Origin of the sequence: Halobacillus sp. A1-3 (assembly GCF_050971765.1) — a bacterium.
In the GTDB taxonomy this organism is placed as follows: Bacteria; Bacillota; Bacilli; order Bacillales; family Halobacillaceae; genus Halobacillus; species Halobacillus mangrovi_B.
The window spans coordinates 66,554-89,695 of the sequence record NZ_JBPCEO010000010.1 but is presented as its reverse complement, the minus strand read 5'-3'; the positions used below and the strand labels follow the sequence as shown (position 1 = coordinate 89,695).

Below are 23,142 nucleotides of genomic sequence, written 5' to 3'. Positions count from 1 at the left end.
GAGATAGGCGAGACCCCACAAAGAGCGCAGCGAACGAGGAGGCTTGCCAGTTCCCCCGCAGGAAAGCGAGTTGTTTTCCTGCCGCCCCTAACACTCATGACGCAACGGGCCGAGAAGGCCCAAGAGTGAGGCTCCAGGTATGGGAGGGCTTATATGGAACAAGTAAGCTTTCTAATTAATAGAAGTTTTCCAGGGAATTGGCGTTCATTGAAGCTGGTTCGTATGGAGGCTGAACTGTCAAGTGACCTTTGACTACTTCGTCTCCCTCCTCATCATAACCGACTACATATAAAGTGAGCAGATGATCATCCACATTGATATCTGTGACCTCTACATTAAACCGTACTTCGGCATAATGATAGACAGGCTTCGGATAATCTAACTCCTGGTGTGTAATATGACTTCCTGGTCCAGGCAAGTGCATAGATACAATGGAAGAAACCATTCCAAACACCATGACTGTTGGAACAATTGGACGTTTATAAGGGGTTTGAGAAGCATAATCATGCTGAATATATAAAGGGTTTGCATCATCTGTAAGACCCAGGTACATAAGCAAGTCACGATCTTCAATGGTCGATGAAGTTGTAAATGACTCCCCTACTTTTATGTCCTTGATCTTTTTTCCGAGTTTGCGTTTTTTCCCTAACATAAACCCACCTCCGTGAAAGCGTTTTCTATTTTTGTTAAAAAAGGATTCGAGGTTCAGACCTCGAATCCCTCTCTACTTATTGTAATACAGCTAGAACATTTTTAACAGAATCAGCTGATTTATCAAGTTGTTTTCTTTCCTCTTCGGTCAGTTCAAGCTCGATAATTTCCTCAATACCGTTACCACCTAGAATGGTTGGTACACCAAGGTAAATGCCATCATAGCCGTACTCACCTTCAAGGTAAGCAATCGCTGGCAGAATACGACGCTGGTCTTTTAAAATCGCCTCTGCCATTTGAACTAGAGAAGCTGCAGGGGCATAGTAAGCACTACCGTTTCCTAGCAGGCCGACAATTTCTCCGCCGCCTTTCCGTGTACGCTCAACAATTGCGTCAAGACGGTCTTTGGAGATCAGTTTTTCAAGTGGAATTCCACCTGCAAAAGAATAACGGGTCAGTGGGACCATGTCATCACCGTGACCACCAAGAACAAAGCCAGTGACATCCTTGATGGATACATTCAACTCTTCAGCAACAAAGGTACGGAAGCGAGCTGTATCCAGGACACCGGATTGACCAATCACGCGATTCTTCGGAAGACCAGCTTCCTGGAATACACTGTATGTCATGGCGTCGACTGGGTTTGTCAGAACGATGATATAGCAATCTGGAGAATACTTGACGATTTCCTTCGTCACACTTTTCATGATTTTAGAGTTGGTGTTTACAAGGTCATCCCGGCTCATTCCCGGCTTACGGGCGATACCTGCTGTAATGATCACAAGGTCGGAGTCTTTAGTATCTTCATAATTAGAAGTCCCTTTCACTTGTGCATCAAAGCCTTGTACAGGGCTAGCTTCCAACATGTCTAAAGCTTTACCTTTTGTTGGATCTTCCATATCTGGAATATCAACAAGTACAACGTCACCAAGCTCTTTCTGCGCTGCCATAAGAGCTGTTGTAGCTCCTGTAAAGCCAGCACCGATTACTGAAATTTTATTTCTGCGAATTGCCATAATGATCCCCTTTCCCTATTCATTATTCCATGTTATTAATTAACGCATCTCCAAACTCAGAACATTTTACTTCAGTCGCGCCTTCCATCATACGAGCGAAGTCATAAGTTACTGTCTTGCTTCCAATCGTTTTATCCATGGATTTGGAAATTAAGTCAGCTGCTTCTCTCCAGCCTAAGTGTTCAAGCATAAGAACACCGGAAAGAATGACAGAAGATGGATTTACTTTGTCCATTCCTGCATATTTAGGTGCAGTACCGTGTGTGGCTTCAAAAATAGCATGTCCAGTTTCGAAGTTGATATTAGCTCCCGGTGCAATACCAATTCCACCAACTTGAGCTGCAAGCGCGTCAGAGATATAATCACCATTCAAGTTCATTGTTGCAACTACGTCAAACTCTTTTGGACGAGTCAAGATCTGTTGCAGGAAGATATCGGCAATCGCATCTTTTACAATTAGCTTACCTTCTGCTTCAGCAGCGTCCTGCGCTTTGTTCGCTGCTTCTTTTCCTTCTTTTTCTACGATGCGGTCATATTCTGCCCATGTGAATACTTTGTCCGCATACTCTTCTTCAGCTACTTCATATCCCCATGCTTTAAAGGAACCTTCAGTAAACTTCATGATATTTCCTTTGTGCACAAGTGTCACGTTTTTACGCCCTTCGTTTAGCGCGTAGTCAATAGCAGCGCGTACAAGACGTTTTGTTCCTTCTTCAGACACAGGTTTAATACCGATTCCAGAAGTTTCAGGGAAGCGGATGTTATGTACACCCATTTCGTTTTGCAAGAAGTCGATCACTTTTTTCACTTCAGGTGTGCCTTTTTGCCATTCGATACCGGCGTAAATATCTTCAGTATTTTCACGGAAGATAGCCATATCTGTATCTTCAGGTCGTTTTACAGGGGAAGGTACACCCTCGAAATAACGAACAGGGCGAAGACAAGTAAATAAGTCAAGTTCCTGACGAAGGGCAACGTTCAGGGAACGAATTCCTCCACCAATTGGAGTCGTTAAAGGACCTTTTATTGCAATTTTGTAATCGCGAATTGTATCAAGAGTCTCTGCCGGAAGCCATTCACCAGTTTGGTCGTAAGCTTTTTGACCAGCTAATACTTCTTTCCATTCGATGGACTTTTCACCATTGTAGGCTTTATCGACAGCTGCTTCGATTACACGGCTTGCTGCTGCCCAAATATCTGGTCCAATTCCGTCCCCCTCGATGAAAGGAATAATTGGGCGGTCAGGTGTATTCAGTTCTCCGTTTTGTTCTACTGTGATTTTCTGTGCTTGTGTCAACATTAACCCTCCTAAAATTTTTGCATTCAATGATTTAAGGGATTGATCATCCTCTACTATCATACGTTATATTAAATGAATTAAAAAGTGAAGAGGAGACGAGCCTCCATCCATTGTCATTTATCGTTCTTCGATTGGAGTATAAGTCTGTCCTTTAGGTCCTACGTATTCAGCACGAGGACGGATCAAACGGTTGTCCGCATACTGTTCAAGAATGTGTGCCAGCCATCCGGATACACGGCTTACCGCAAAGATTGGTGTGAAAATGTCGTGATCGATTCCAAGGCTGTGGTAAACCGAAGCAGAATAAAAGTCCACGTTAGCTGGGAGACCTTTATTTTCTTTAATATAATCTTCGATTTTAATAGACATTTCGTAGTATTTAGATTGACCTGTTAATTCAGTTAGCTGACGAGACATTTCTTTCAAATGTTTCGCACGCGGATCACCTTTGCGATAGACGCGGTGGCCCATACCCATGATCTTTTCTTTATTTTCTAGTTTTTTCTCAATTGCCGGAATAGCATTGTCTACAGAACCGATCTCTGTAAGCATCTTCATCACACGCTCATTCGCTCCACCGTGAAGAGGACCTTTCAACGCTCCGATGGCAGCTGTCACACCAGAATAGATATCTGATAGAGTAGCTACACATACGCGGGCTGTAAATGTTGAGGCATTCAATTCATGGTCTGCATGTAGTACAAGTGCTTTATTGAATGCTTTTTCCTCTACGCCTTCTGGATCCTTACCATTCAGCATATATAGGAAGTTCGCAGCAAAACTCAAATCCTCTTTAGGAGAAACTGGTTCTTCTCCATTACGAATTCGTGCGAATGCTGTCACAACCGTAGGAATTTTCGCTTGCAAACGGATTGCTTTTCGCTTGTTCGCATCTTCTTCCATTACGTCGGATTCTGGATCATGGAGACCTAACATAGAAACAGCTGTTCTTAGAGCTGCCATTGGGTGAACAGTGGATAGATCATATGATTTCAAATGATCTATCACTTCTTTAGGGATGTCCATATTGGAGATTAACTCTTTTTTGAATTGGTTCAGTTCATCTGAATTTGGTAGCTTTTGATTCCAAAGAAGGTAGACAACTTCTTCAAAGCTTGAGTTATTTGCTAAATCATCGATATCGTATCCAACATACGTCAATTTATCGTCAATAATTGAGCTTATCGATGATTCAGTTGCGGTAATTCCTTCAAGACCTTTAGTTGATGACATACAATCTCTCCTTTTGAAATAATTCCAATGCTTCTCACCCAGTCGGTGAGAAAACGCTTTACTTATTCTGTATGAAATATTTAGGAAGTGAACCCCACACACAATTATAAAGTATTCTGAAGAGAATGTGAATTGAAACCGGTTAATTTCACTAGGATTTATCAAAATTCCCCATCCAAATTTGGCTGATCTTGTAAATCGATAAGTGATAAAGTCCTGTATTTCTGCATTTCTACAATTTTTTATGTGTTAAAGGAGATTTTTCACATGGATCATCTTCACATTCATCAATTGTTACGCTTTGGTTTTGTTTGTCTATCTTTTGCTATAATTGTTTTCATTGTATTTACATCCATACCTTATCTCTATCCGTTTTATATTGCCTTTCTTTTGGCATGGTTCATACAACCTTTTATTAAACTCATAGAAAAAAGGTTTCGACTTCCACGTGTAGTTGCCGTTTTATTCATTATGCTTCTGCTTAGCCTGTTAGGTCTATCCCTTATTACGCTTCTAATTGCTGAATTTGTAAGGGGTCTTGCTCACCTGTCTCACGGTCTTCCTGGCCATGCCGAGAACTTAATTGCTTATACGATGGACAGAGTAACTGAGATCTTCACCCCTCTCATTGCTAAAATAGAGAGCGTGGTTGGACGATTGACTCAGCAGCAACAGCATTCTCTTTTGGATTACCTTGAAGTAGTAAAAATCAAAGCAAGTAATACAGGAGCAGAGGTATTAAATAATATTTTCACAGGCTTGACTTCCCTTCTTGCAAGTCTGCCTGGTTCACTGGCAACCATCTTGTTCGGTGTCCTCGCTACATTTTTCTTTGCTAAAGATTGGGACAAGATTATGAATGGCCTTACAATGCTTGTTCCTGACAAGATTTTTAGTAAAGCAAAGCAAGTTCCCGCAGCGATCAAGCAAACGATTGGCGGGGTAGTTAGAGCCCAGCTGATCATGGTTTCAATTTCCACTGCCATCATCGGTATTGGATTAAGTATTATCCAAGTTCCCTATGCCGTCACTATTACTTTATTTGCTGCATTAGTGGATTTTATTCCATATATCGGAACAGGTGTGATCTTCCTCCCCTGGGGCATCTATCAGTTTCTAAGCGGAGAGATTGAAATGGCCCTATCACTCATAACGATCTATGTAATTGTTCTTATTACTCGCCAAGTATTAGAACCAAAGTTATTATCCGTCCAATTTGGAGTGCCACCGATTTTACTGCTAATCAGTCTGTTTGCGGGTTTTCAATTGTTTGGGCTATATGGAATAATTATTAGTCCATTTCTTCTAGTCCTAATCAAAACCATGTATGAGAGCGGCATTTTATCTATGATTTGGTTTTTTATAAAAGGCACAAATTAAGCTCCTTCCCAAATGTAGAAGGAGCTTTTTTGTCATCTTCGATATATCGTTACCGAACCATTATTCATCATTTTAGTAATGGCTTTTCTTATCACACGCTTCAAAGGAGACCGCGTAGCTGGAATGAGGAGTAAGAACCCTATTGCGTCCGTAATAAACCCAGGAGTCAATAGCACTGCTCCGCCTACTAAAATACATGCCCCATCTAAAAGAGCATCCTGTGGAACTTGGCCCATGGACATAGAATTTTGAACGTTCCTAATCGTTTCCAACCCTTGCTGCTTAGCAAGCCAAGCCCCAAGAACACCTGTAGATATGATCAGTAAAATTACCCACCATGGTCCCAGCCAGTTCCCAGCCCATATGAGTAACCCGATTTCTAATGCAGGTACGATCAAGATAAATAATAATAACCAGCGAAACATGATGATCGTTCCTTTCTGATGCCAATTTTCCTTAGTATAACTTGAAATTGGATGTATATAAAGAAAAGTACCCTATCAAACAGTATAAAAAAGACAGGAGAGGTCTTTTTACTCTCCTGTCTTAAGAAACTCTTTATAGAACACTTGCATGTCCCTCGTAGATGTCTCCACGAGAACTATCGATGGTGATGTCTGAACCGTCTTTAATAATGTTCATTGCATCTTGTACACCTACGACTACAGGAATACCAAGACTTAAGCCAACGACTGCAGCGTGGGAAGTCAAGCCTGCTTCGATTGTAACAATACCAGCAGCTCTCTCGATTGCTTCCATCATATCTCGGTCTGTACCATGCGTGACTAGAATATCTCCATCCTCTACACGAGCAAGGGCATCCTTGGCATCTTTAGCTACAATCGCACGGCCATACGCACTCTTCTGGCCAACTCCTTGTCCTTTTACAAGAACATCGCCGATCACGTGAACTTTCATCAAGTTTGTCGTGCCGCTTTCACCTACAGGTACTCCACCTGTAATAATAATACGGTCTCCACGTGAAGCTAATCCAGATGCAAGACTTCTTTCCACAGCTACATCCAACATATCATCAGTAGAATATGCACGTGGTCCCATTACTGCATAGACACCCCAAACAAGGGACAATTTTCGGTTTACTTTTTCACTCGAAGTAATCGCAACAATCGGAGCTCTTGGACGATATTTAGAAATCATGCGGGCCGTATGACCACTTTCTGTAGGGGTTACAACCGCATTGGCGTCCAAGTTAATCGCTGTGTGAGTAACAGACTGGCTGATTGCATCGGTAATTGTCATATCACTATGCTTAGAACGATCTTCAAGAATGGCTTTATAGTTTAAACCTGTCTCTGTCTTGCTTGCAATGTTATGCATCGTCTGTACAGCTTCTACAGGATAATCACCTGCTGCTGTTTCGCCAGAAAGCATGATCGCATCTGTGCCATCGAAAATAGCGTTCGCAACATCAGAAGCCTCTGCACGAGTCGGGCGAGGATTACGTTGCATCGAATCAAGCATCTGCGTAGCTGTAATTACTGGCTTACCAGCTTTATTGCATTTACGGATCAATTGTTTCTGAACAAGCGGTACATCCTCGGCAGGAATTTCTACACCAAGGTCGCCACGGGCTACCATTAATCCGTCACTTACTTCAAGGATCTCATCGATGTTATCGACGCCTTCTTGGTTTTCGATCTTAGGAATGATCTGAATATCCAATGCATCGTGCTTTTCAAGCAATTCTTTAATTTCGAGCACGTCGGAAGCACGACGCACGAAGGACGCCGCAATAAAGTCGATTCCTTGTTCAATTCCAAATTCAATATCAGCCGCATCTTTATCAGTGATACCCGGGAGATTAACGCTCACATTTGGTACGTTTACGCCCTTTTTATTTTTCAAAGGTCCATTGTTTAATACGGTCGTTTTAATTTCATTTTTATCTTTAAGAATTTCTTCTACCTGAAGTTCAACTAATCCATCATCCAGAAGAATTTTAGAGCCAGGGTGTACATCATTGATCAATCCTGGATAAGTAACAGAAAAGCGCTCTGCATCTCCTTCAATATCTTCCATGGTTACGTAGGCTGTAGAACCCTTTTCAAGATAAACCTCACCATCTTTTAACGTACCTGTGCGAATTTCCGGACCTTTTGTATCAAGAAGAATCGCTACCGTTTTTCCTGTAGAAGATGCAGCCTCACGGATGTTTTTAATACGTGCACCGTGCTCTTCAAAATCTCCATGAGAAAAATTCAATCGAGCTACATTCATACCCGCTTGAATAAGCTCAGTAAGTTTTTCTACGGACTCCGATGCAGGCCCAATCGTGCTTACAATTTTTGTTTTTCTGAACATACTTCTTCCTCCTCTTGTATCTCTTACGTTTATATGGACAATTCTTTTGAAAGACGATACATGTCAAGGTCTACTTCATGCTTCGTGCTAAGAATTTCTACGATATCATGATCTACTAATTTATTTTGCAATATACCTACCATACGGCCAGCTTTACCATCAAGAAGAAGATCGACAGCATGAGCCCCTAAGCGACTTGCAAGAACTCGGTCTGACGCTGAAGGTGAGCCGCCTCGCTGAGTGTGGCCGAGTACAGTTACACGTGTTTCAAGATTCACAGCTTCTTTGATTTTTCTACCAAAATCAACACCGCTTCCGACACCTTCAGCCACAATAATGATACTGTGTTTTTTACCACGGTCATGACCACGCTTCAGTCGATCGATTACATCTTCAAATTCATCTTCAGCTTCAGGGATCAATACTGACTCTGCACCATCGGCAAGGCCAGCCCACAAGGCTAAGTCACCCGCGTCACGTCCCATAACCTCGATGACATACGTCCGCTCATGTGAAGTAGCTGTGTCACGAATTTTATCAATTGCATCAATAATGGTGTTTAATGCTGTGTCAAAACCAATTGTGAAATCAGTTCCAGGAATATCATTATCGATAGTACCTGGCACTCCAATGCATGGATATCCTTTTTCAGTCAATTTCTTGGCACCCATGAAGGAACCATCGCCACCGATAACGATTAATCCTTCAATTCCGTGTTTTTTTAACTGCTCGATTCCTTTTAATTGGCCTTCTTCTGTTTTGAATTCTTCACAGCGAGCAGAGTAAAGCTTTGTCCCTCCACGCTGGATTATATCACCAACAGAACCTAGTTCCATTTTTTCTATGTTTCCATCAATTAAACCTTGAAAGCCATATTTGACTCCATAGACTTCCAGACCATGAAAGATCGCTTTACGTACGACTGCACGAATGGCAGCATTCATACCAGGTGCGTCGCCACCACTTGTAAGTACGCCTATTTTCTTCATCCTCATCACCTCAAAAAATATACTAGTTATTTTGTCCCCAGTCAAAGAATATTTGAAACCTTTTCGCGTTCACTCTTCTTTTTAGTGTGTACCAAAAGAGTGCTTTGTAAAAGGGGGGTTTGCATAAATAAACTGTAATGATAGCGTTACCATCCTCTTAAGATGCGAAAAGCCGCACCTGGTTGTGCGACTTCTCCTTCTTAGGTTGAGTATTATTATTTTTACCGACTATTATTATAAATCAAGATAGGTATAATCGCCAATGTTTTTATACTTAACGAAACGCCCTTCCAATAACTGGTTTTCGTTCAATTCGTCCAGTTCATCTAATGATCTTGAAAGCACTTTTTCTATCTCTTTGGCCTGGGCCGGGATATCTCGATGAGCCCCTCCTCTTATTTCAGGAATAACCTCATCAATGACTTCTAAAGCTTTCAAATCATAAGAAGTGATCTTCATGGATTCCGCAGCCTTTTGCGCAAGGCTTGAATCTTTCCAAAGAATGGATGATGCTCCTTCTGGTGAAATTACGGAGTACGTAGAGTTTTCTAACATAAAAATACGGTCTCCGATTCCCAGACCTAAAGCTCCACCACTCCCTCCTTCTCCGATTACAACACAAATGATAGGTACAGTAAGCCCGCCCATTTCTAAAAGATTTCGAGCAATAGCTTCACTCTGTCCACGTTCCTCTGCAGCCTTTCCTGGATAGGCTCCTTTTGTATCAATGAATGTAACGATTGGTCTTTTGAATTTCTCAGCCTGCTTCATTAAACGCAAGGCTTTACGATATCCCTCTGGATGAGGCATACCAAAATTTCTGCGGATATTCTCTTTTGTATCTTTTCCTCTTTGATGTCCGATAACCGTTACAGGTTTGCCATTGAACTTTGCGATTCCAGAAACAATCGCTTCGTCATCACCATATACACGATCTCCATGGAGTTCTAAGAAGTCAGTGAAGAGATGTTCAATATAATCCAGCGTGGTCGGTCTTTCCGGATGTCTGGCCATTTGAACGCGATCCCATGGCTGCATACGGTCATATACATCGGTTTCTAGTTTTTCTAGCCTTTTCTCTAGTGTTTTGATTTCTTCGCTTAAATCCATCTCACTATTTTCTGTCATCTTTTTCAGATCAGCAATTTTTTCACGAAGTTCAATTACAGGTTTTTCAAAGTCAAGGACATGCTTCACGCTTCTTCACCTCCTGGAGAATGAATGTCGAGTACTGTTGTTAGAGTTTTCTTCAACTCATGACGATGGACAACACGATCAAGCTGGCCGTGTTCTAATAAAAATTCGGCTGTTTGGAAATCTTCAGGCAGCTTTTCACGAATCGTTTGTTCAATAATTCTGCGCCCTGCAAACCCGATGAGAGCTCCAGGCTCAGCGAAATTATAATCTCCCAACGATGCAAAACTCGCTGAGACCCCTCCAGTTGTTGGGTGAGTCATCACAGAGATGAACAAACCCCCATCAGCATGCAGGCGTTGTAAGGCAACGGATGTTTTGCCCATCTGCATTAAACTGAGAACGCCTTCCTGCATTCGTGCTCCACCTGAAGCCGTGAAAATGATAAACGGGATTTGTTCTTTTCTAGCATTTTCAATAGCGTTCGTTATTTTTTCACCTACCACAGAGCCCATGCTGCCCATTCGAAAACGGGCGTCCATGACAGCAACCGCTGCAGGCATGCCTGATAATGATGCTTTCCCTGTGACAACAGCCTCATTTAAGTCTGATTTAATACGATCTTTTTCAAGCTTCTCCTCATACTCTGGAAATTCAAGAGGGTTGCTTGAGATCATCTGCTTGTCCCACTCTTCAAAGGAGCCTTCATCAAAGAGGTGTTGAATTCTTTCGTATGCGCTCAATCGATGATGGTGATCGCAATGTGGGCAGACGTTCATATTTCTATTTAGTTCTTTTCTGTAGAAGATCTTTTGACAATTTGGGCATTTTTGCATCAGACCTTCAGGTACATCCTGCTTTGCTTCCTGTCTAGGAATGGATGCATATCTTTTTTTCTTGCTGAAAAAGTCTCTTAGCAAGGTGATTCCTCCTTTGGGACAAAGCTTCCTTTCTGTCCAATATACAAAAAAGTAGTTACATAATCTCGGTGAACGTGTCGAATGATTTCGACGGACTAAGAATAAAATAATTGAAGAACCTTAATCTGGTCTCCTGTTTTCAATACTTTAGCCACTTTCTGATACCAAGATCTTTCATACTGAATGTCATGGACTGTATGAGTAAAGCCATAAATGAACTGCCACATCGACAGTAAGAGAGGCTGTCCACTCCGTTCAAATAAAAATTGAAAGAATTCTTCATGGAGCTTCTCTTTTTCTTTATTTTCTATGATTTTTTCGATCATATCCAAATCTTTATCATTAAGCTTTTCTAACAATCTCATGACTACTTCTTTTTCAAGCATCTGCTTAGCTGTGAAGAGTTCTTCCCTCGTCCTCGACTCGTTCAATAAAAAATTTGATAAAAGCTCAACCATATGGTGAGGACGATAAGCTCTCATAAACGTCCCTTCTCCTCGTCTCGTTTCGATAAGACCGAGAAGTTCCATTGCACGTAAAGCTTCTCTTATTGAAGACCTCCCTACATTCAATTGCTCGCTAAGCTCCCGCTCAGAGGGTAATTTGTCGCCAGGTTTTAAATGGTGATATTCAATATAAGACTTTAATTGATCTAATACGCCTTCATAGACTTTCCCTTTTTGCGCACGGGTCACAACCTATGGTCACTCCTTTTAATTGAAAAATGTTTCCTACTTATGTAAGGAGAAAAGCTGTAACAGCTTTTCTCCTTACCCATCACCAAACGGTTTACTCATCAATTAAAGTCATTTGACGCGTTTTTTCTGCTACTTCCTCTGGATCCACGTGGTGTCTCGCAACACCCGATTCCATGGCAGCTTTTGCAACGCTGGCTGCGACAGCAGGGGCTACGCGAGAATCAAATGGAGCAGGAATGACATAATCTTCGCTTAGTTCGTCTTCACTTACGAGAGAAGCAATTGCTTCAGCCGCAGCTATTTTCATTTTTTCATTGATACGGGTAGCCCGCACGTCCAGGGCTCCCCGGAAGATCCCAGGAAAAGCAAGGACATTATTCACTTGGTTTGGAAAATCTGAACGTCCTGTACCAATAACACGAGCGCCTGCTTCTTTGGCATCATCAGGCATAATTTCCGGTTCAGGGTTAGCCATTGCAAAAATGATAGAATCATCATTCATACGAGAGACCATTTCCTTGGAAAGGAGGCCTCCAACGGACACACCAATGAATACGTCAGCACCTTCCATAACTTCCTCCAAATTACCTTCAACACGGTCTTTATTGGTAATCTTAGCAATTTCATCTTTAACGTCATTCATTCCATAGTCGCGCCCCTCAAAGACGGCACCTTTAGAGTCACACATAATAATATCTCGCACACCGAAATGATAAAGTAATTTTATGATAGCAATTCCAGCCGCGCCTGCACCATTTGCTACGACTTTGATCTCAGAGAAAGATTTTCCAGTAATCTTCAGTGCGTTCATTAACCCCGCAACAGTTACAATAGCTGTCCCATGCTGATCATCATGAAAGATGGGTATGTTTGTTTCCTTCTTCAAGCGATCTTCTATGATAAAACAATTTGGAGCAGCAATGTCTTCTAAGTTCACGCCTCCAAAGGTAGGTTCCATCAGCTTGACGGTTTGGACAATTTGGTCAATGTCTCTTGTATTTAAGCAAATTGGAAAGGCATCCACCCCAGCGAAACTTTTAAACAAGGCTGCTTTCCCTTCCATTACAGGCAGGGCAGCTTCAGGACCAATATTTCCAAGTCCAAGAACAGCTGATCCGTCACTGACAACCGCTACCATGTTTCCTTTCATGGTATAGTCATAAACGGTTTCTTTGTGGTCATAAATTTCCTTACATGGCTCGGCAACGCCAGGAGAATAAGCCAGACTTAAATCTCTAGCATTCCTTACCGGAACTTTGGAATGAGTTTCTAGTTTACCTTTGTTAACGCGGTGTATATGCAGTGCTTCATCTCGCAAATTTGACACGACTACTCGCTCCTTTAACTAATAAAATAAAGCCGTTCCGGGTGGTCAGACCACCATCAACTCCTTAATTATAACAGATGAATATATCGTGTAAAGAATTACAAAAATACGGGCTAAGAATCTGTAATAGGTACTATTTTCTAAAGGCTCGCAATGCCACAGACTCCTTGCCAAAATATTGATTTAACTGACGCAAACAGTCCCTGGAAGAATCCATGGCATAGGTTTCGCCTAATTGATAAGTTTTTCGATCCTCGGAGCGGACAATTACCACTGGGGTATTCCCCGGGAAATACGCTGCAGTCTCTTTGATCTTGGAGATGGCCTCATTCTCATGCACTCTGTCGACTTTAATAAATAATCTTTGGGCTGGTGGCTGAACTAGATCCTGCTCATGAAATTCTGTCATTTCAGAAACGATGATTTGCAACGTATTTCGTCGCTCTTCTACTTTTCCTTCAAGCAAAACGAGCATCTGTTCACTGAGCCAAGGTTTTACACTACGGTACAACTCGGGAAAGATCACGACATCGATTTCCGATGTTTCATCACTAATTGTTAAAAATGCCATGGGGTCTCCCCGCTTTGTGCGGATCTCTTTGATCGTTTCAATCACTGCAGCTAATTTCAGTTTACGGTGATGTTGAACCTTATAAGAATGCATGACAGATACAAACCCGTTTGTCCTCAACTTCTTTCTATGAATTTCGAGTGGATGCTCTGATAAATATGTGCCGAGAACTTCTTTCTCCATTGCCAACCTTTTTAACACTGGGAATGGCTCAACCTCGATTGTTTGATCACCTAAATCCAGATCTGCTTCAAAAAGGCCAGGCTGATCATGAAACTCTTTAAACAATTCACCTTGTTCAAGAGCTTGATCTATGCTTGCAAGTAGACCGGCTCTGTTTGTTTCGATCTCATCGAAGGCACCAGCCAATATTAAGGATTCGATCACTGACCTGTTTACCGCTTTGGATCCGACTCTAAGACAGAAATCGTTCAAATGCTTGAATTTACCATTCTTTCTTTCTTCAACAACTGCCTCCACTGCTTGAAAACCTACACCTTTAATGGCTAGCAGTCCCATCCGAATGGAACCCCCTTCATCCTGGCAAAAGGCGTGACTGTTGTTAATAGAAGGAGCTTTCACCTCTGAGTTAAAATCCTTAGCCTCTCTTATATAAACTGCCAACTTCTCCCGGTCTCCCATGTGAGCATTGAGTAGTTCTGCTAAAAAGTAGGATGGGTAATGAGCCTTCATATAGGCTAGCCAATAGGAAATAAAACTGTAAGCTACTGCATGGCTTCGGTTAAAGCCGTAATTGGAGAATTTAACAATCCATTCAAATAATTGGTTGGCTACAGTATCTGTGTAACCGTTCTCTTTAGCTTTTTGGATGAAGTGGTCTTTTTGTTCCTGTAAAACATTTGCTTGCTTTTTACTTACCGCTCTTCTTAACAGATCTGCCTCTCCGAGCTTGTACCCAGCTATTGTTTGAGCAACTTCCATAATCTGCTCTTGATAAATGAGCACCCCATACGTGTGTCTTAAAATCGGTTCGATGTCAGGATGAGGATAATGTACTTCTTCGCGCTTTTGCTTACGATCGATATAGGTTTGAATATATTCCATTGGGCCAGGACGATAAAGGGCGTTAACAGCAACGATGTCCTCAAAGTGTGAGGGTTTTAAACGAGTGAGGACACTTTTCATCCCCTGGGATTCCAACTGGAAGACGCCATTTGTTTTACCCTCTTTTAATAACGAAAATGTATCTCTATCTGTAAATGGCACATGCCCTATGGAAAAGTTTGAATCCTCAAACCTCCTGATCTTGTTCTCGATTCTTTCAATGAACGATAGATTTCTCAAACCTAAAAAGTCTATTTTTAAGAGACCTATCCTTTCCAACTCCCCCATGGCGAGTTGAGTCAAATTGACATTACCCTGACCTTTCATTAAAGCCGTGTATTGAACCAAAGGTTGTTCACTTATGACTACCCCTGCCGCATGAGTTGAAACATGACGCGGAAGGCCTTCCAACTTTGCGGCCACTTTAAAAAGACGTCTTAGGCGGTCAGAATTTCGAATATACTCTCTCAAGGGTTCAGATTTTTGCACAATGTTAACGAGCGAATCACTTGGCCCCTTAGGTATTTGCTTCAAGATAAAGGCAGCATCGCTTTCGTCGATCGCCATCACTTTGAACAAATCTCTCAAAACACTTCTTGCTGCAAACGTTCCAAATGTACAAATTTGGGCCACATGTCGTTTCCCATATTTCTCTGCTACATACTCAATCACTTCATCTCTTCGGTGATCAGGAAAATCGATGTCAATATCCGGCATTGTAATACGCTCAGGATTAAGAAATCTTTCAAAAAGCAACCCGTATGCAATAGGATCCACCTGAGTGATATCTAAAAGATAGGCTACAATCGATCCCGCAGCTGAACCACGACCTGGGCCTGCTTGTATTCCGTTCTCTCTCGCATAAGCAATAAAATCCCAAACAATTAAGAAATAGTCGTTAAAACCCATTGAATTGATAATGTTCAACTCGTGTTCTAAGCGTTTATGGGCAGATTGCTGATGATTCTTATATTTGGATTCAAGGGCTTCTTCGCATAAATTTCGTAAATAGCTTGCAGCATCCTGCCCTTCAGGTGTGGGATATGAAGGGAGCAGCTGCTGGTCAAGGTCCAGTTCCAGCTTACATTTCCCTTCAATATTTTCTGTTGCTTTAAGGACCTCCGGCCACCAATCTTTAAAATAAGCTATCATCTCTTCAGGGGGCTTCAAGTATTGATGATAGTTATTCGTATCAATAGCAGGAGGCAGTCTATTCCCTTCATCCAAAGCTCTCAGAGATAGATAGGCTTCTGCATCTTCCTGCTCTATATATCGGACATCGCCGACAGCTGTCACTTGTATGCTATCCTGTTCGGACCATTCTTTTAATGGTTTGTGCAGCTGCTTTTCAGAGCGTAAGTCACTATCTTGAATACTTAAATACACTTGTTTCTTTTGAAAAAGATCAAAAAAGGACTGCAACGCTGCTTGCGCTTCTGAAAAATTCCGTCCTGTTAATAACTCCGCTACCGAACTCATAGAAGTCAGAATGATCGCAATCAACCCTGTTGAAAAGCTGGACATCTGGTCAATATGAATCTTGTCCTCTTTTGTATGAATCCAAGAACTGATCTTCATTAAATTCTGGTAACCAAAGTGATCCATTGCCAAGAAAAGCGTTGGCATTGGACCGGAATCAGTTTGCACGTCCACCTTCAGCCCAATGATCGGTTTGAGCCCGTGCCGTTTACATGCTTGATAAAAAGCAACAGAACCACTCATGATATCTTTATCCGTCAAGGCAATAGATTGATATCCTAGCTCTTTGGCACGGGAAGCCAGCTGCTCAACATTGATCGTGCTGTTCATTAAACTGTAACCACTTTGTATATGTAAATGTGTAAAAGTCATGTCGTTCACCTTCTTTCACTGTAGATTATAGCGAAGTCCCTAGTAGAGAAGAAAGCCTTCTGCATAAATACCTCTAAGGAGGAATACTTTCTAGTAAAGAGAGTAAATCCCCTTAGCGAAAAGAGGGACAAGATGGATGATCGTTTAGTAATCTCAATGATTCAATGTTTCTTTATCGCGTTCGGAGTGATTTTAGGGGGGACAATTATTGGCAGTATCGGTAGTTATATTACTGGAGAAGCACCGCTTACAGCAATGTTTCGAATCGCTAAGAGCTTAAGAATTTGGGCAATTGTTGCAGCTATTGGCGGCACATTTGATGCAATCAGTAATTTTGAAAAAGGAATCTTTGACGGTTCGACATTTGATGTCTTTAAACAAATTATGATGATTGTCTCCGCTATGGGAGGCGTTAAAACTGCTCTGCTCCTGTTTGAGTGGCTGCTGGGAGAGGAAGTCACCTAATGCATATTCCTCCTTACTACCAGAGGACCGAATGGAAACGTTTTTTTGCAGGGCTAGCATTTGGCGCTATTATCGGTTACCTGTTTTTTCTGTTCATCCATGGCCAGCTTCAAGAACAGTACACGAAGGAGCACATCGAACTTTCATCTAAATTAAACGAAGTCGAAGACAAATATGAAGCCCTTTTAAAAAATCAACAAAGCGGAAGCGATACAAAACCCTTATCGGTTACAGATATCAAAGTAGCTTATACAAATGCTAAAAAGCTTGAAGTCGATTTGCTTACCCAACATCAGCTGACTAGCATGGTCAAAGACCAGCTTTCCTCAATTCCAGGCAAAGACTTGGTAACCGTAGCAAGCCAGTCGGACCTAATCGTTACAACCATTGAAAGTAAAAACTATGTAGTAGACGATTTATCCTATGAATTAAAAGTATCCAAGCTAATCATTTCAGAAGTCATTCAATTTGAATTGGAGATCAAGATCTTACGATAAAAGCAGGTGATCGCTCACCTGCTTGTTTTATGTTCCTTGCAGACTTGCTCTAATTCTTTGGCAATCTGTTCAGTTTCTTCCCAACTCTCTGCTTTAGCCCCAGATGCCATTGGATGACCACCGCCATTATGATTAGCAGCTATTCCATTAATAACTGGCCCTTTGGAACGAAGTCGGACACGAATGCTGTCTTCCTCCTCTACAAAGAAGACCCACGCCAGAATTCCTTCTATATCTCCCAATAACCCTACAAGCTGACTTGTTTCGTTAGCGGTCACTCCGTGTTTGTCTAGGATTTCCTTGGAAAGACGAATCGTAGAATACCCCTCTTCATGAACCGTGAAATTCTGTAGGATGTATCCTTTCAATTTCGCTACGTGTAAAGGCGTCTTATACATTTCATTATATAATAGCCTGCGATCGAACTCATAATTGACTAGTTCTGCTGCATAGGAGAGTGTTTTTTCTGTTGTACTTGGAAATAAAAAACGCCCTGTATCGCCTACGATACCTGCATACAACAGCCTTGCAGCTTTTTCATTCATAGCAAAACCTTGATCCCTACTATTCAAATAAAAACTGTAAATCATCTCACAAGTTGAACTGGAAGACGTATCTACCCACTGAATGTCTCCATAACGATCCACTTCTGGATGATGATCAATTTTAATCAGTTTTTTTCCTTTTTTATACCTCTGATCATCAATTCTTGCTTGATTCGCAGTATCACAGACAATCACAAGAGCATCTTCATAAGCCTCATCTGGAATCTCATCCATCTTTGCCAGAAAAGACAAACTCGGTTCACTTTCACCAGTGACCAACACCTGCTTATCCGGAAAGCTTCCTTTTATAATCTCAGCAAGGCCACCCTGAGACCCATATGCATCAGGGTCTGGACGGACATGACGATGAATGATAATGGTAGAAAAATCTTTGATTGATTGAGCTATTGATTCGGTAGACATACACAAAACCTTCCTTTTTCCTCTTTGTCCCTTCATTAAACCATATATTTTTATCCACAGGTAGCCATTTAAAAGAAAACAAGCTACAATTAAATAGAAAAAAATCTACTGCAGGAGTCGATACTACGTGTTTATTTTTCCTCTTCTTATCGTTATTTCCTTTGTACTGTACATTTATTACAAAGTAATGATCGTACGTACACGTGATCCCTTAACACAGGAATATTTAAATAGTAAATCTAAAATCTTTCTTGGAAGCTTTATTTTATTTTTCGGGGTCAACCAATATGTGTTTTATCAAACGAAACTGTCCTTATTCATAGGGCTAATATTTATCGCCTTGGGAATTTTTCAAGCTCAGTCAGGATGGAAAGCAAGCAAACATTATCGTAACGAATACCAAAAACATCAAACCCAACCTTAAATGAAAAGTCGCTGCTTAAGGCAGCGACTTTTCCTATGTCAGCGGTCAATTAATTGAGCCATCAACAACGCTTTCCCAACGATGGCACCATCATGGTGTACTTCCACATCTACCTTAGCGAACTTTCGGCCTACCTCAAGGATTTGAGGTTTTATAGTAATTTCACTTTCTATTTGGACCGGTTTTATAAAATACACGGATATGTTTTCTACAACGAGGTCACCTTTTTTATATTTTCTCAGCAAACCACTCGAAGACTCTGTAATTAAGGATACGAAAACTCCATAGGACATCGTTCCAAGCTGGTTGGTCATTTGCGGAGTCACTCTTGTTGTCAAAACGTGAGATTGATCATCAGTTTCAACAACTTCTAATTGATTTGTCGCTAAGTCATCGATGGTCTCCCCCACTTGAGGCTGACGCTGAATATGCTGCAACGCTTTTAACACGTCTTGTCTAGAGATGATTCCTTGAAGCTTATGTGATGGATCGACGACAGGCATCAGTTCAATTCCTTCCCACACCATTACATGAGCGGCATTAGCCAGAGAAGTTTTTGTATGAACCGTCATCGGATTTTTTGTCATGACTTTGTCAATTCTTACCGATGAATCATAGCCAATCACATCACGAGAAGTGACAATACCGACGACTCTATTTTGTTTATCCACCACAGGATAACGGCTATGATTTGTTTCTTTATTAAATTCATGCCATCGTTCAACGTTGTCACTGACTTTTAAGAATTCCGTCTGATCAAGTGCCTTATAAATGTCATCAACAAGCACAATCTCTTTTTTAATCAATTGATCATAAATCGCACGGTTTATCATTGTAGCTACTGTGAATGTATCATAGCTTGTAGAAATTACAGGGAGTTGTTTTTCGTCAGCAAGCTTTTTGACCGTGTCACTTGTATCAAAACCTCCGGTAATCAAAACCGCTGCCCCGGCTTCAACCGCTAATTCATGTGCGTTCGTCCTGTTTCCGACAATTAGCAGTGATCCAGCTTCTGTGTACCGCATCATCGCTTCAAGCTTCATGGCTCCAATGACAAATTTACTTAAGGTTTTGTATAGACCTTCTCTTCCCCCAAGCACTTGGCCATCTACAATATTGATAATTTCTGCGAAAGTTAACCGTTCAATATTTTCTTTTTTCTTCTTCTCTATCCTAATCGTACCTACCCGTTCCATCGTGCTTACCAAGTCTTGATTTTCAGCTTCCTTAATTGCACGATATGCTGTCCCTTCACTTACATTTAGCGCTTTCGCAATACTTCGAACTGAAATCTTGCTCCCGACAGAGAGCGATTCAATGTGTTCTAAGATTTGTTCATGTTTTGTTGCCATCCGTCCACCAAACTTTCTAACTGTACTAATCAATTGGGTTATTATTGTTATTATACAATTGATACAGTTTCTCTGCAATTTCTTCCAAAATTCTTTGAAGACGGATATAAAAAAAGCCTTCTGCCTATAAATGACAGAAGGCTTACTTCTTATAAATTAAAGCTCTAATGTGTCTCCAGGTTCCATAACCAATCCTTTTCCGGGTTTTACTTTGTTCGCAAAACCCTTGCCATCCTGATTGATTAGGTCAAAGGTGTTGTAATGAATCGGAACAACCTGTTTTGCATTGATCCATTCTGCAGCAACAAGGGCATCCTCTGGCCCCATTGTGAAATTGTCACCGATTGGCAAGAAGGCTAAATCGATGTCATTTCTTTCTCCAATCATTTTCATATCTGAGAATAATCCAGTATCTCCAGCATGATAGATTGTTTTTCCATCAATCGTCAAAAGAATGCCTGTAGGCATACCAGTGTATACGATTGTACCATCCTCTTCTGTGTAAGAAGAACCATGAAAAGCTTGTGTGAATTTTACGTGGCCGAAATCGAACTCATGCCCTCCGCCAATGTACATAGGATGTGCGTTTAAGTCTTTATTCCCTAAATAAGTGGCCAATTCAAAGGGAGCGACAATTTGCGATCCATTGCGTGCAGCAATATTAAAAGTGTCTCCTACGTGATCATTATGTCCATGGGTAAGCAAAATCACATCTGCCTTTACATCATCCGCGTTCAGGTCGGTGTTTCCATTCTCTGAAATGAAGGGGTCAAATAAAATCGTTTTTCCGTTTGCTTCCACTTTTACAACTGAATGTCCGTGATAAGATACTTTCACAATTAACACTCCTTTTAAAAATTCCACACTCATCTCATTAATAATGCTGCCATGCACTTTCATACTTCTGTATCAGATGAGGATCGATCAGTGTGTTGGGTTTAAGTGAGATGATTTCACCTTCAGTGTTTACGATTTCCCTGTCTTCATCTTTTCCAAACACTGTCATTGAACGCAAAACCTCTTTTGTTAGAAATTTTGTTTCCGCCTCTATCTCTAGTTCGTTTAAGTCCATAGGCTCTCTGCTAGCCATAACAAAGCCCCAGTTACCGAAACTGGGAATGTCGACGTGAAAATTTTCGGTATGCATCCCCGTAGCAGCCACTGTTTCATTGATCGTCCAATAAACATCTGTAGCAAATACCGGACTCGTAGCTTGTATCATTGCTACCCCCTCTGGTGAAAGATGGTTCCGAACTAATGAATAGAACTCTTTCGTATAGAGTTTGTTTAAACTTTCATTATTTGGATCAGGCAAATCAACAATAATCACATCATACATATCTTTTGATTGTTCCAGAAATTCGAAGGCGTCTTGGTTTAGAACGTGGGCACGTTCATCACTCAAGGCTCCCTTATTCAGTTGCAAAAGGTGATAATTTGTTTTAGCTAACTTTGTGATTGCAGGATCCAGGTCTACTAACATAATGTCCTGAAGCTGTTTATATTTCAGTAGTTCTTTTACAGCAATTCCATCTCCGCCACCTAGAACAAGGGCATTCCTAGGAGATGCTGCTAATGAGACCGGGGGGTGAACGAGCGTCTCGTGGTAGCGGTATTCATCTGAAGAGCTGAATTGAAGAGAGCCATTTAAAAACAATCGAGTATCTCCTTGCTCTTTAGTCAAAACAATCTTCTGATAAGCACTCTCTTCCATATGTATAATCGGATCTTTATACAGCTTCTGCTCGAATGAAAAGGCCATCTCTTCACCGAAAAACAACCCTGCGATAAGCAAACACCCAATTACTGATGCACCAGACATATGCATAGCAAATCTTTTGATATCAGAACGAAAAAGATAAAGGATAATCACGGCTACCATTAAATTAATACAAGCTACAAAAAAAGCACTTTTCACCATGCCCATTTGAGGGCGTAAATAAAATGCGAACAACAACCCACCGATTAAACCTCCAGCATAATCAGAAAATAAAACTCGTGCTGTGCTCCTGTTAAGTTCTTCACCAATGTCATTGGCTTTTCGAATCAAAATTGGAAGTTCAAGACCGGTTAATGCCCCTATTGTAAAAGTGATTAAATACAAAAATAGAGCATCCGTTCCATCAGGTGCAAAAGCGGTCATCCCAAACATCGTAAAACTTGAGAAGCCACCGATCAAGGCGACCATCAGTTCAATCCAAACAAAGGTAATAATCAGGTTTTTCATGACTTTTTCACTGATACTTGCTCCAATGCCCATCCCTGTCAAAAACAAACTGATTGTTAACGTGTACTGTTTTACACCATCCCCAAGAATGTAAGAACCAAGTGCACCAAATAACACCTCAAAAATGATCCCGCATATGGAAACAATACCTGATGCCCAATAAATAAAGTGAGTCTTTTTCACGTTATGTGCTTCCAAAATGTTCACTCCACCTAAATAAATTCTTTTAAAGCCTTTGTCAGCTTATGGATTCTAAAATTAACATCTATCGTTTAAAGAAACTCTTTGACTCCTTCTTTGTTAAAGAGAAGAGAAAAAGCCACTAGAAGATAGTGGCTTTCAAACACTTATGTAATCGACGCACCGATAACAAAAGCAAGACCAATGGAAACCCCCATAGAAATGATCCCCACCGCAGTATTATTTTCTTTTAGCTTCGTTTCTACTGAGAACTTGCGAGTGAGTAGTTCAAACAATACATAAGCAACCATTTGAAGAATGACTCCATACGCACCCCAAATCAAGGTATCCCATACAGTGAAGGAATGGTAAATAGCAAATGCCAAGATGATACATATGCCAATAATCTTACCAGAAATCGACATAGCAACTGCCTGATTTCCACGCTTAACCTCTTCCCAATCTTTATATTGTCTAGTCATCCATTCAAAAACTAATAGTCCAATGAATACAACTATAATTGCAATAACAAAATAACCTAATGTTGCTAAAAATGGTCCCATTCGTAATGC

Annotated in this window: 21 protein-coding genes; 4 read left to right on the top strand and 17 right to left on the bottom strand. The window is 41.1% G+C overall.

The genetic code is table 11. The features are described from left to right. Positions 1-175: 175 nt before the first annotated feature. The 4 genes from ACRYKC_RS17065 to citZ form a co-directional block, all read right to left on the bottom strand. Positions 176-652 (bottom strand): MaoC family dehydratase, encoded by a 477-nt coding sequence (locus ACRYKC_RS17065; protein ID WP_433808528.1) that lies wholly within the window; start codon positions 650-652, stop codon positions 176-178. 76 nt (positions 653-728) lie between these two features. Then, positions 729-1,667, bottom strand: a complete 939-nt coding sequence (gene mdh, locus ACRYKC_RS17060) for a malate dehydrogenase (protein ID WP_433808526.1) — start codon at positions 1,665-1,667, stop codon at positions 729-731. Positions 1,668-1,689: 22 nt separating this feature from the next. Further along, positions 1,690-2,964, bottom strand: a complete 1,275-nt coding sequence (gene icd / locus ACRYKC_RS17055; RefSeq protein ID WP_433808524.1) for an NADP-dependent isocitrate dehydrogenase — start codon at positions 2,962-2,964, stop codon at positions 1,690-1,692. A gap of 120 nt (positions 2,965-3,084) precedes the next feature. After that, entirely contained in the window at positions 3,085-4,200 is a 1,116-nt protein-coding gene (gene citZ, locus ACRYKC_RS17050; RefSeq protein ID WP_433808522.1) for a citrate synthase, read from the bottom strand. Positions 4,201-4,467: 267 nt separating this feature from the next. Here citZ and ytvI point away from each other — a divergent pair, with 267 nt between their 5' ends. Then, the gene (gene ytvI, locus ACRYKC_RS17045) at positions 4,468-5,580 is read left to right on the top strand and encodes a sporulation integral membrane protein YtvI (RefSeq protein WP_433808520.1); all 1,113 of its coding nucleotides are present in this window, start codon (positions 4,468-4,470) and stop codon (positions 5,578-5,580) included. Positions 5,581-5,612: 32 nt separating this feature from the next. On the opposite strand, the gene ACRYKC_RS17040 is transcribed toward ytvI, so the two are convergent. The 8 genes from ACRYKC_RS17040 to dnaE all read right to left on the bottom strand — a co-directional run bounded on the left by ACRYKC_RS17040 (position 5,613) and on the right by dnaE (position 16,457). Then, entirely contained in the window at positions 5,613-6,005 is a 393-nt protein-coding gene (locus ACRYKC_RS17040) for an FxsA family protein (RefSeq protein ID WP_433808518.1), read from the bottom strand. Positions 6,006-6,138: 133 nt separating this feature from the next. Then, positions 6,139-7,902, bottom strand: coding sequence for a pyruvate kinase (pyk, locus tag ACRYKC_RS17035; protein WP_433808516.1), 1,764 nt, complete (start codon positions 7,900-7,902; stop codon positions 6,139-6,141). A 29-nt stretch (positions 7,903-7,931) separates the two neighbouring features. Then, positions 7,932-8,891 (bottom strand): 6-phosphofructokinase, encoded by a 960-nt coding sequence (pfkA, locus tag ACRYKC_RS17030; protein WP_433808514.1) that lies wholly within the window; start codon positions 8,889-8,891, stop codon positions 7,932-7,934. A gap of 234 nt (positions 8,892-9,125) precedes the next feature. Then, a complete protein-coding gene (gene accA / locus ACRYKC_RS17025; RefSeq protein WP_433808512.1) occupies positions 9,126-10,088 on the bottom strand; it encodes an acetyl-CoA carboxylase carboxyl transferase subunit alpha in 963 nt (320 codons plus the stop codon). Then, entirely contained in the window at positions 10,085-10,945 is an 861-nt protein-coding gene (gene accD, locus ACRYKC_RS17020) for an acetyl-CoA carboxylase, carboxyltransferase subunit beta (protein WP_433808510.1), read from the bottom strand. The genes accA and accD overlap by 4 nt, the downstream gene beginning before the upstream one ends. A 95-nt stretch (positions 10,946-11,040) precedes the next feature. Continuing rightward, positions 11,041-11,640, bottom strand: coding sequence for a FadR/GntR family transcriptional regulator (locus tag ACRYKC_RS17015; protein ID WP_433808508.1), 600 nt, complete (start codon positions 11,638-11,640; stop codon positions 11,041-11,043). A 94-nt stretch (positions 11,641-11,734) separates the two neighbouring features. Further along, complete coding sequence (gene ystJ / locus ACRYKC_RS17010) at positions 11,735-12,970, bottom strand: NADP-dependent malic enzyme (RefSeq protein ID WP_433808506.1); 1,236 nt, start codon at positions 12,968-12,970, stop codon at positions 11,735-11,737. Between the two features lie 133 nt (positions 12,971-13,103). Continuing rightward, complete coding sequence (dnaE, locus tag ACRYKC_RS17005; protein ID WP_433808504.1) at positions 13,104-16,457, bottom strand: DNA polymerase III subunit alpha; 3,354 nt, start codon at positions 16,455-16,457, stop codon at positions 13,104-13,106. Between the two features lie 132 nt (positions 16,458-16,589). Between dnaE and ytrH the strand changes: the two genes are divergently transcribed. Then, positions 16,590-16,922 carry a sporulation membrane protein YtrH gene (ytrH, locus tag ACRYKC_RS17000; protein WP_433808502.1) on the top strand — a complete coding sequence of 111 codons (333 nt, stop codon included), beginning with the start codon at positions 16,590-16,592 and terminating at the stop codon, positions 16,920-16,922. Continuing rightward, positions 16,922-17,419, top strand: a complete 498-nt coding sequence (ytrI, locus tag ACRYKC_RS16995) for a sporulation membrane protein YtrI (protein WP_433808500.1) — start codon at positions 16,922-16,924, stop codon at positions 17,417-17,419. Before ytrH ends, ytrI begins: the two co-directional genes overlap by 1 nt. A gap of 14 nt (positions 17,420-17,433) precedes the next feature. Here the strand turns inward: ytrI and ACRYKC_RS16990 are convergent, their stop codons facing one another. After that, entirely contained in the window at positions 17,434-18,387 is a 954-nt protein-coding gene (locus tag ACRYKC_RS16990) for a DHH family phosphoesterase (RefSeq protein ID WP_433808498.1), read from the bottom strand. Between the two features lie 127 nt (positions 18,388-18,514). On the opposite strand from ACRYKC_RS16990, the gene ACRYKC_RS16985 reads away from it, so the two are divergent. Continuing rightward, positions 18,515-18,811 (top strand): YtpI family protein, encoded by a 297-nt coding sequence (locus tag ACRYKC_RS16985; RefSeq protein ID WP_433808496.1) that lies wholly within the window; start codon positions 18,515-18,517, stop codon positions 18,809-18,811. 38 nt (positions 18,812-18,849) lie between these two features. On the opposite strand, the gene ACRYKC_RS16980 is transcribed toward ACRYKC_RS16985, so the two are convergent. The 4 genes from ACRYKC_RS16980 to ACRYKC_RS16965 all read right to left on the bottom strand — a co-directional run bounded on the left by ACRYKC_RS16980 (position 18,850) and on the right by ACRYKC_RS16965 (position 23,133). Then, positions 18,850-20,163: a DRTGG domain-containing protein gene (locus ACRYKC_RS16980; protein ID WP_433808667.1), complete on the bottom strand. Its 1,314-nt coding sequence runs from the start codon at positions 20,161-20,163 to the stop codon at positions 18,850-18,852. 156 nt (positions 20,164-20,319) lie between these two features. Next, complete coding sequence (locus ACRYKC_RS16975; RefSeq protein WP_433808494.1) at positions 20,320-21,000, bottom strand: metal-dependent hydrolase; 681 nt, start codon at positions 20,998-21,000, stop codon at positions 20,320-20,322. A 37-nt stretch (positions 21,001-21,037) separates the two neighbouring features. Further along, positions 21,038-22,591, bottom strand: coding sequence for a polyamine aminopropyltransferase (locus tag ACRYKC_RS16970; RefSeq protein ID WP_433808665.1), 1,554 nt, complete (start codon positions 22,589-22,591; stop codon positions 21,038-21,040). Positions 22,592-22,737: 146 nt separating this feature from the next. After that, positions 22,738-23,133, bottom strand: a complete 396-nt coding sequence (locus ACRYKC_RS16965) for a DUF350 domain-containing protein (RefSeq protein WP_433808492.1) — start codon at positions 23,131-23,133, stop codon at positions 22,738-22,740. Positions 23,134-23,142 lie beyond the last annotated feature (9 nt).

Bases quoted from the DNA above. Each gene is read 5' to 3' on its own strand.
- dnaE (WP_433808504.1), bottom strand. From the start codon at position 16,457: ATGACTTTTACACATTTACATATACAAAGTGGTTACAGTTTAATGAAC.
- ytrI (WP_433808500.1), top strand. From the start codon at position 16,922: ATGCATATTCCTCCTTACTACCAGAGGACCGAATGGAAACGTTTTTTT.
- citZ (WP_433808522.1), bottom strand. From the start codon at position 4,200: ATGTCATCAACTAAAGGTCTTGAAGGAATTACCGCAACTGAATCATCG.
- mdh (WP_433808526.1), bottom strand. From the start codon at position 1,667: ATGGCAATTCGCAGAAATAAAATTTCAGTAATCGGTGCTGGCTTTACA.
- ACRYKC_RS17065 (WP_433808528.1), bottom strand. From the start codon at position 652: ATGTTAGGGAAAAAACGCAAACTCGGAAAAAAGATCAAGGACATAAAA.
- ACRYKC_RS16990 (WP_433808498.1), bottom strand. From the start codon at position 18,387: ATGTCTACCGAATCAATAGCTCAATCAATCAAAGATTTTTCTACCATT.
- pfkA (WP_433808514.1), bottom strand. From the start codon at position 8,891: ATGAAGAAAATAGGCGTACTTACAAGTGGTGGCGACGCACCTGGTATG.
- ACRYKC_RS16980 (WP_433808667.1), bottom strand. From the start codon at position 20,163: ATGGCAACAAAACATGAACAAATCTTAGAACACATTGAATCGCTCTCT.
- ACRYKC_RS16965 (WP_433808492.1), bottom strand. From the start codon at position 23,133: ATGGGACCATTTTTAGCAACATTAGGTTATTTTGTTATTGCAATTATA.
- ytrH (WP_433808502.1), top strand. From the start codon at position 16,590: ATGGATGATCGTTTAGTAATCTCAATGATTCAATGTTTCTTTATCGCG.
- ACRYKC_RS17040 (WP_433808518.1), bottom strand. From the start codon at position 6,005: ATGTTTCGCTGGTTATTATTATTTATCTTGATCGTACCTGCATTAGAA.
- ytvI (WP_433808520.1), top strand. From the start codon at position 4,468: ATGGATCATCTTCACATTCATCAATTGTTACGCTTTGGTTTTGTTTGT.
- pyk (WP_433808516.1), bottom strand. From the start codon at position 7,902: ATGTTCAGAAAAACAAAAATTGTAAGCACGATTGGGCCTGCATCGGAG.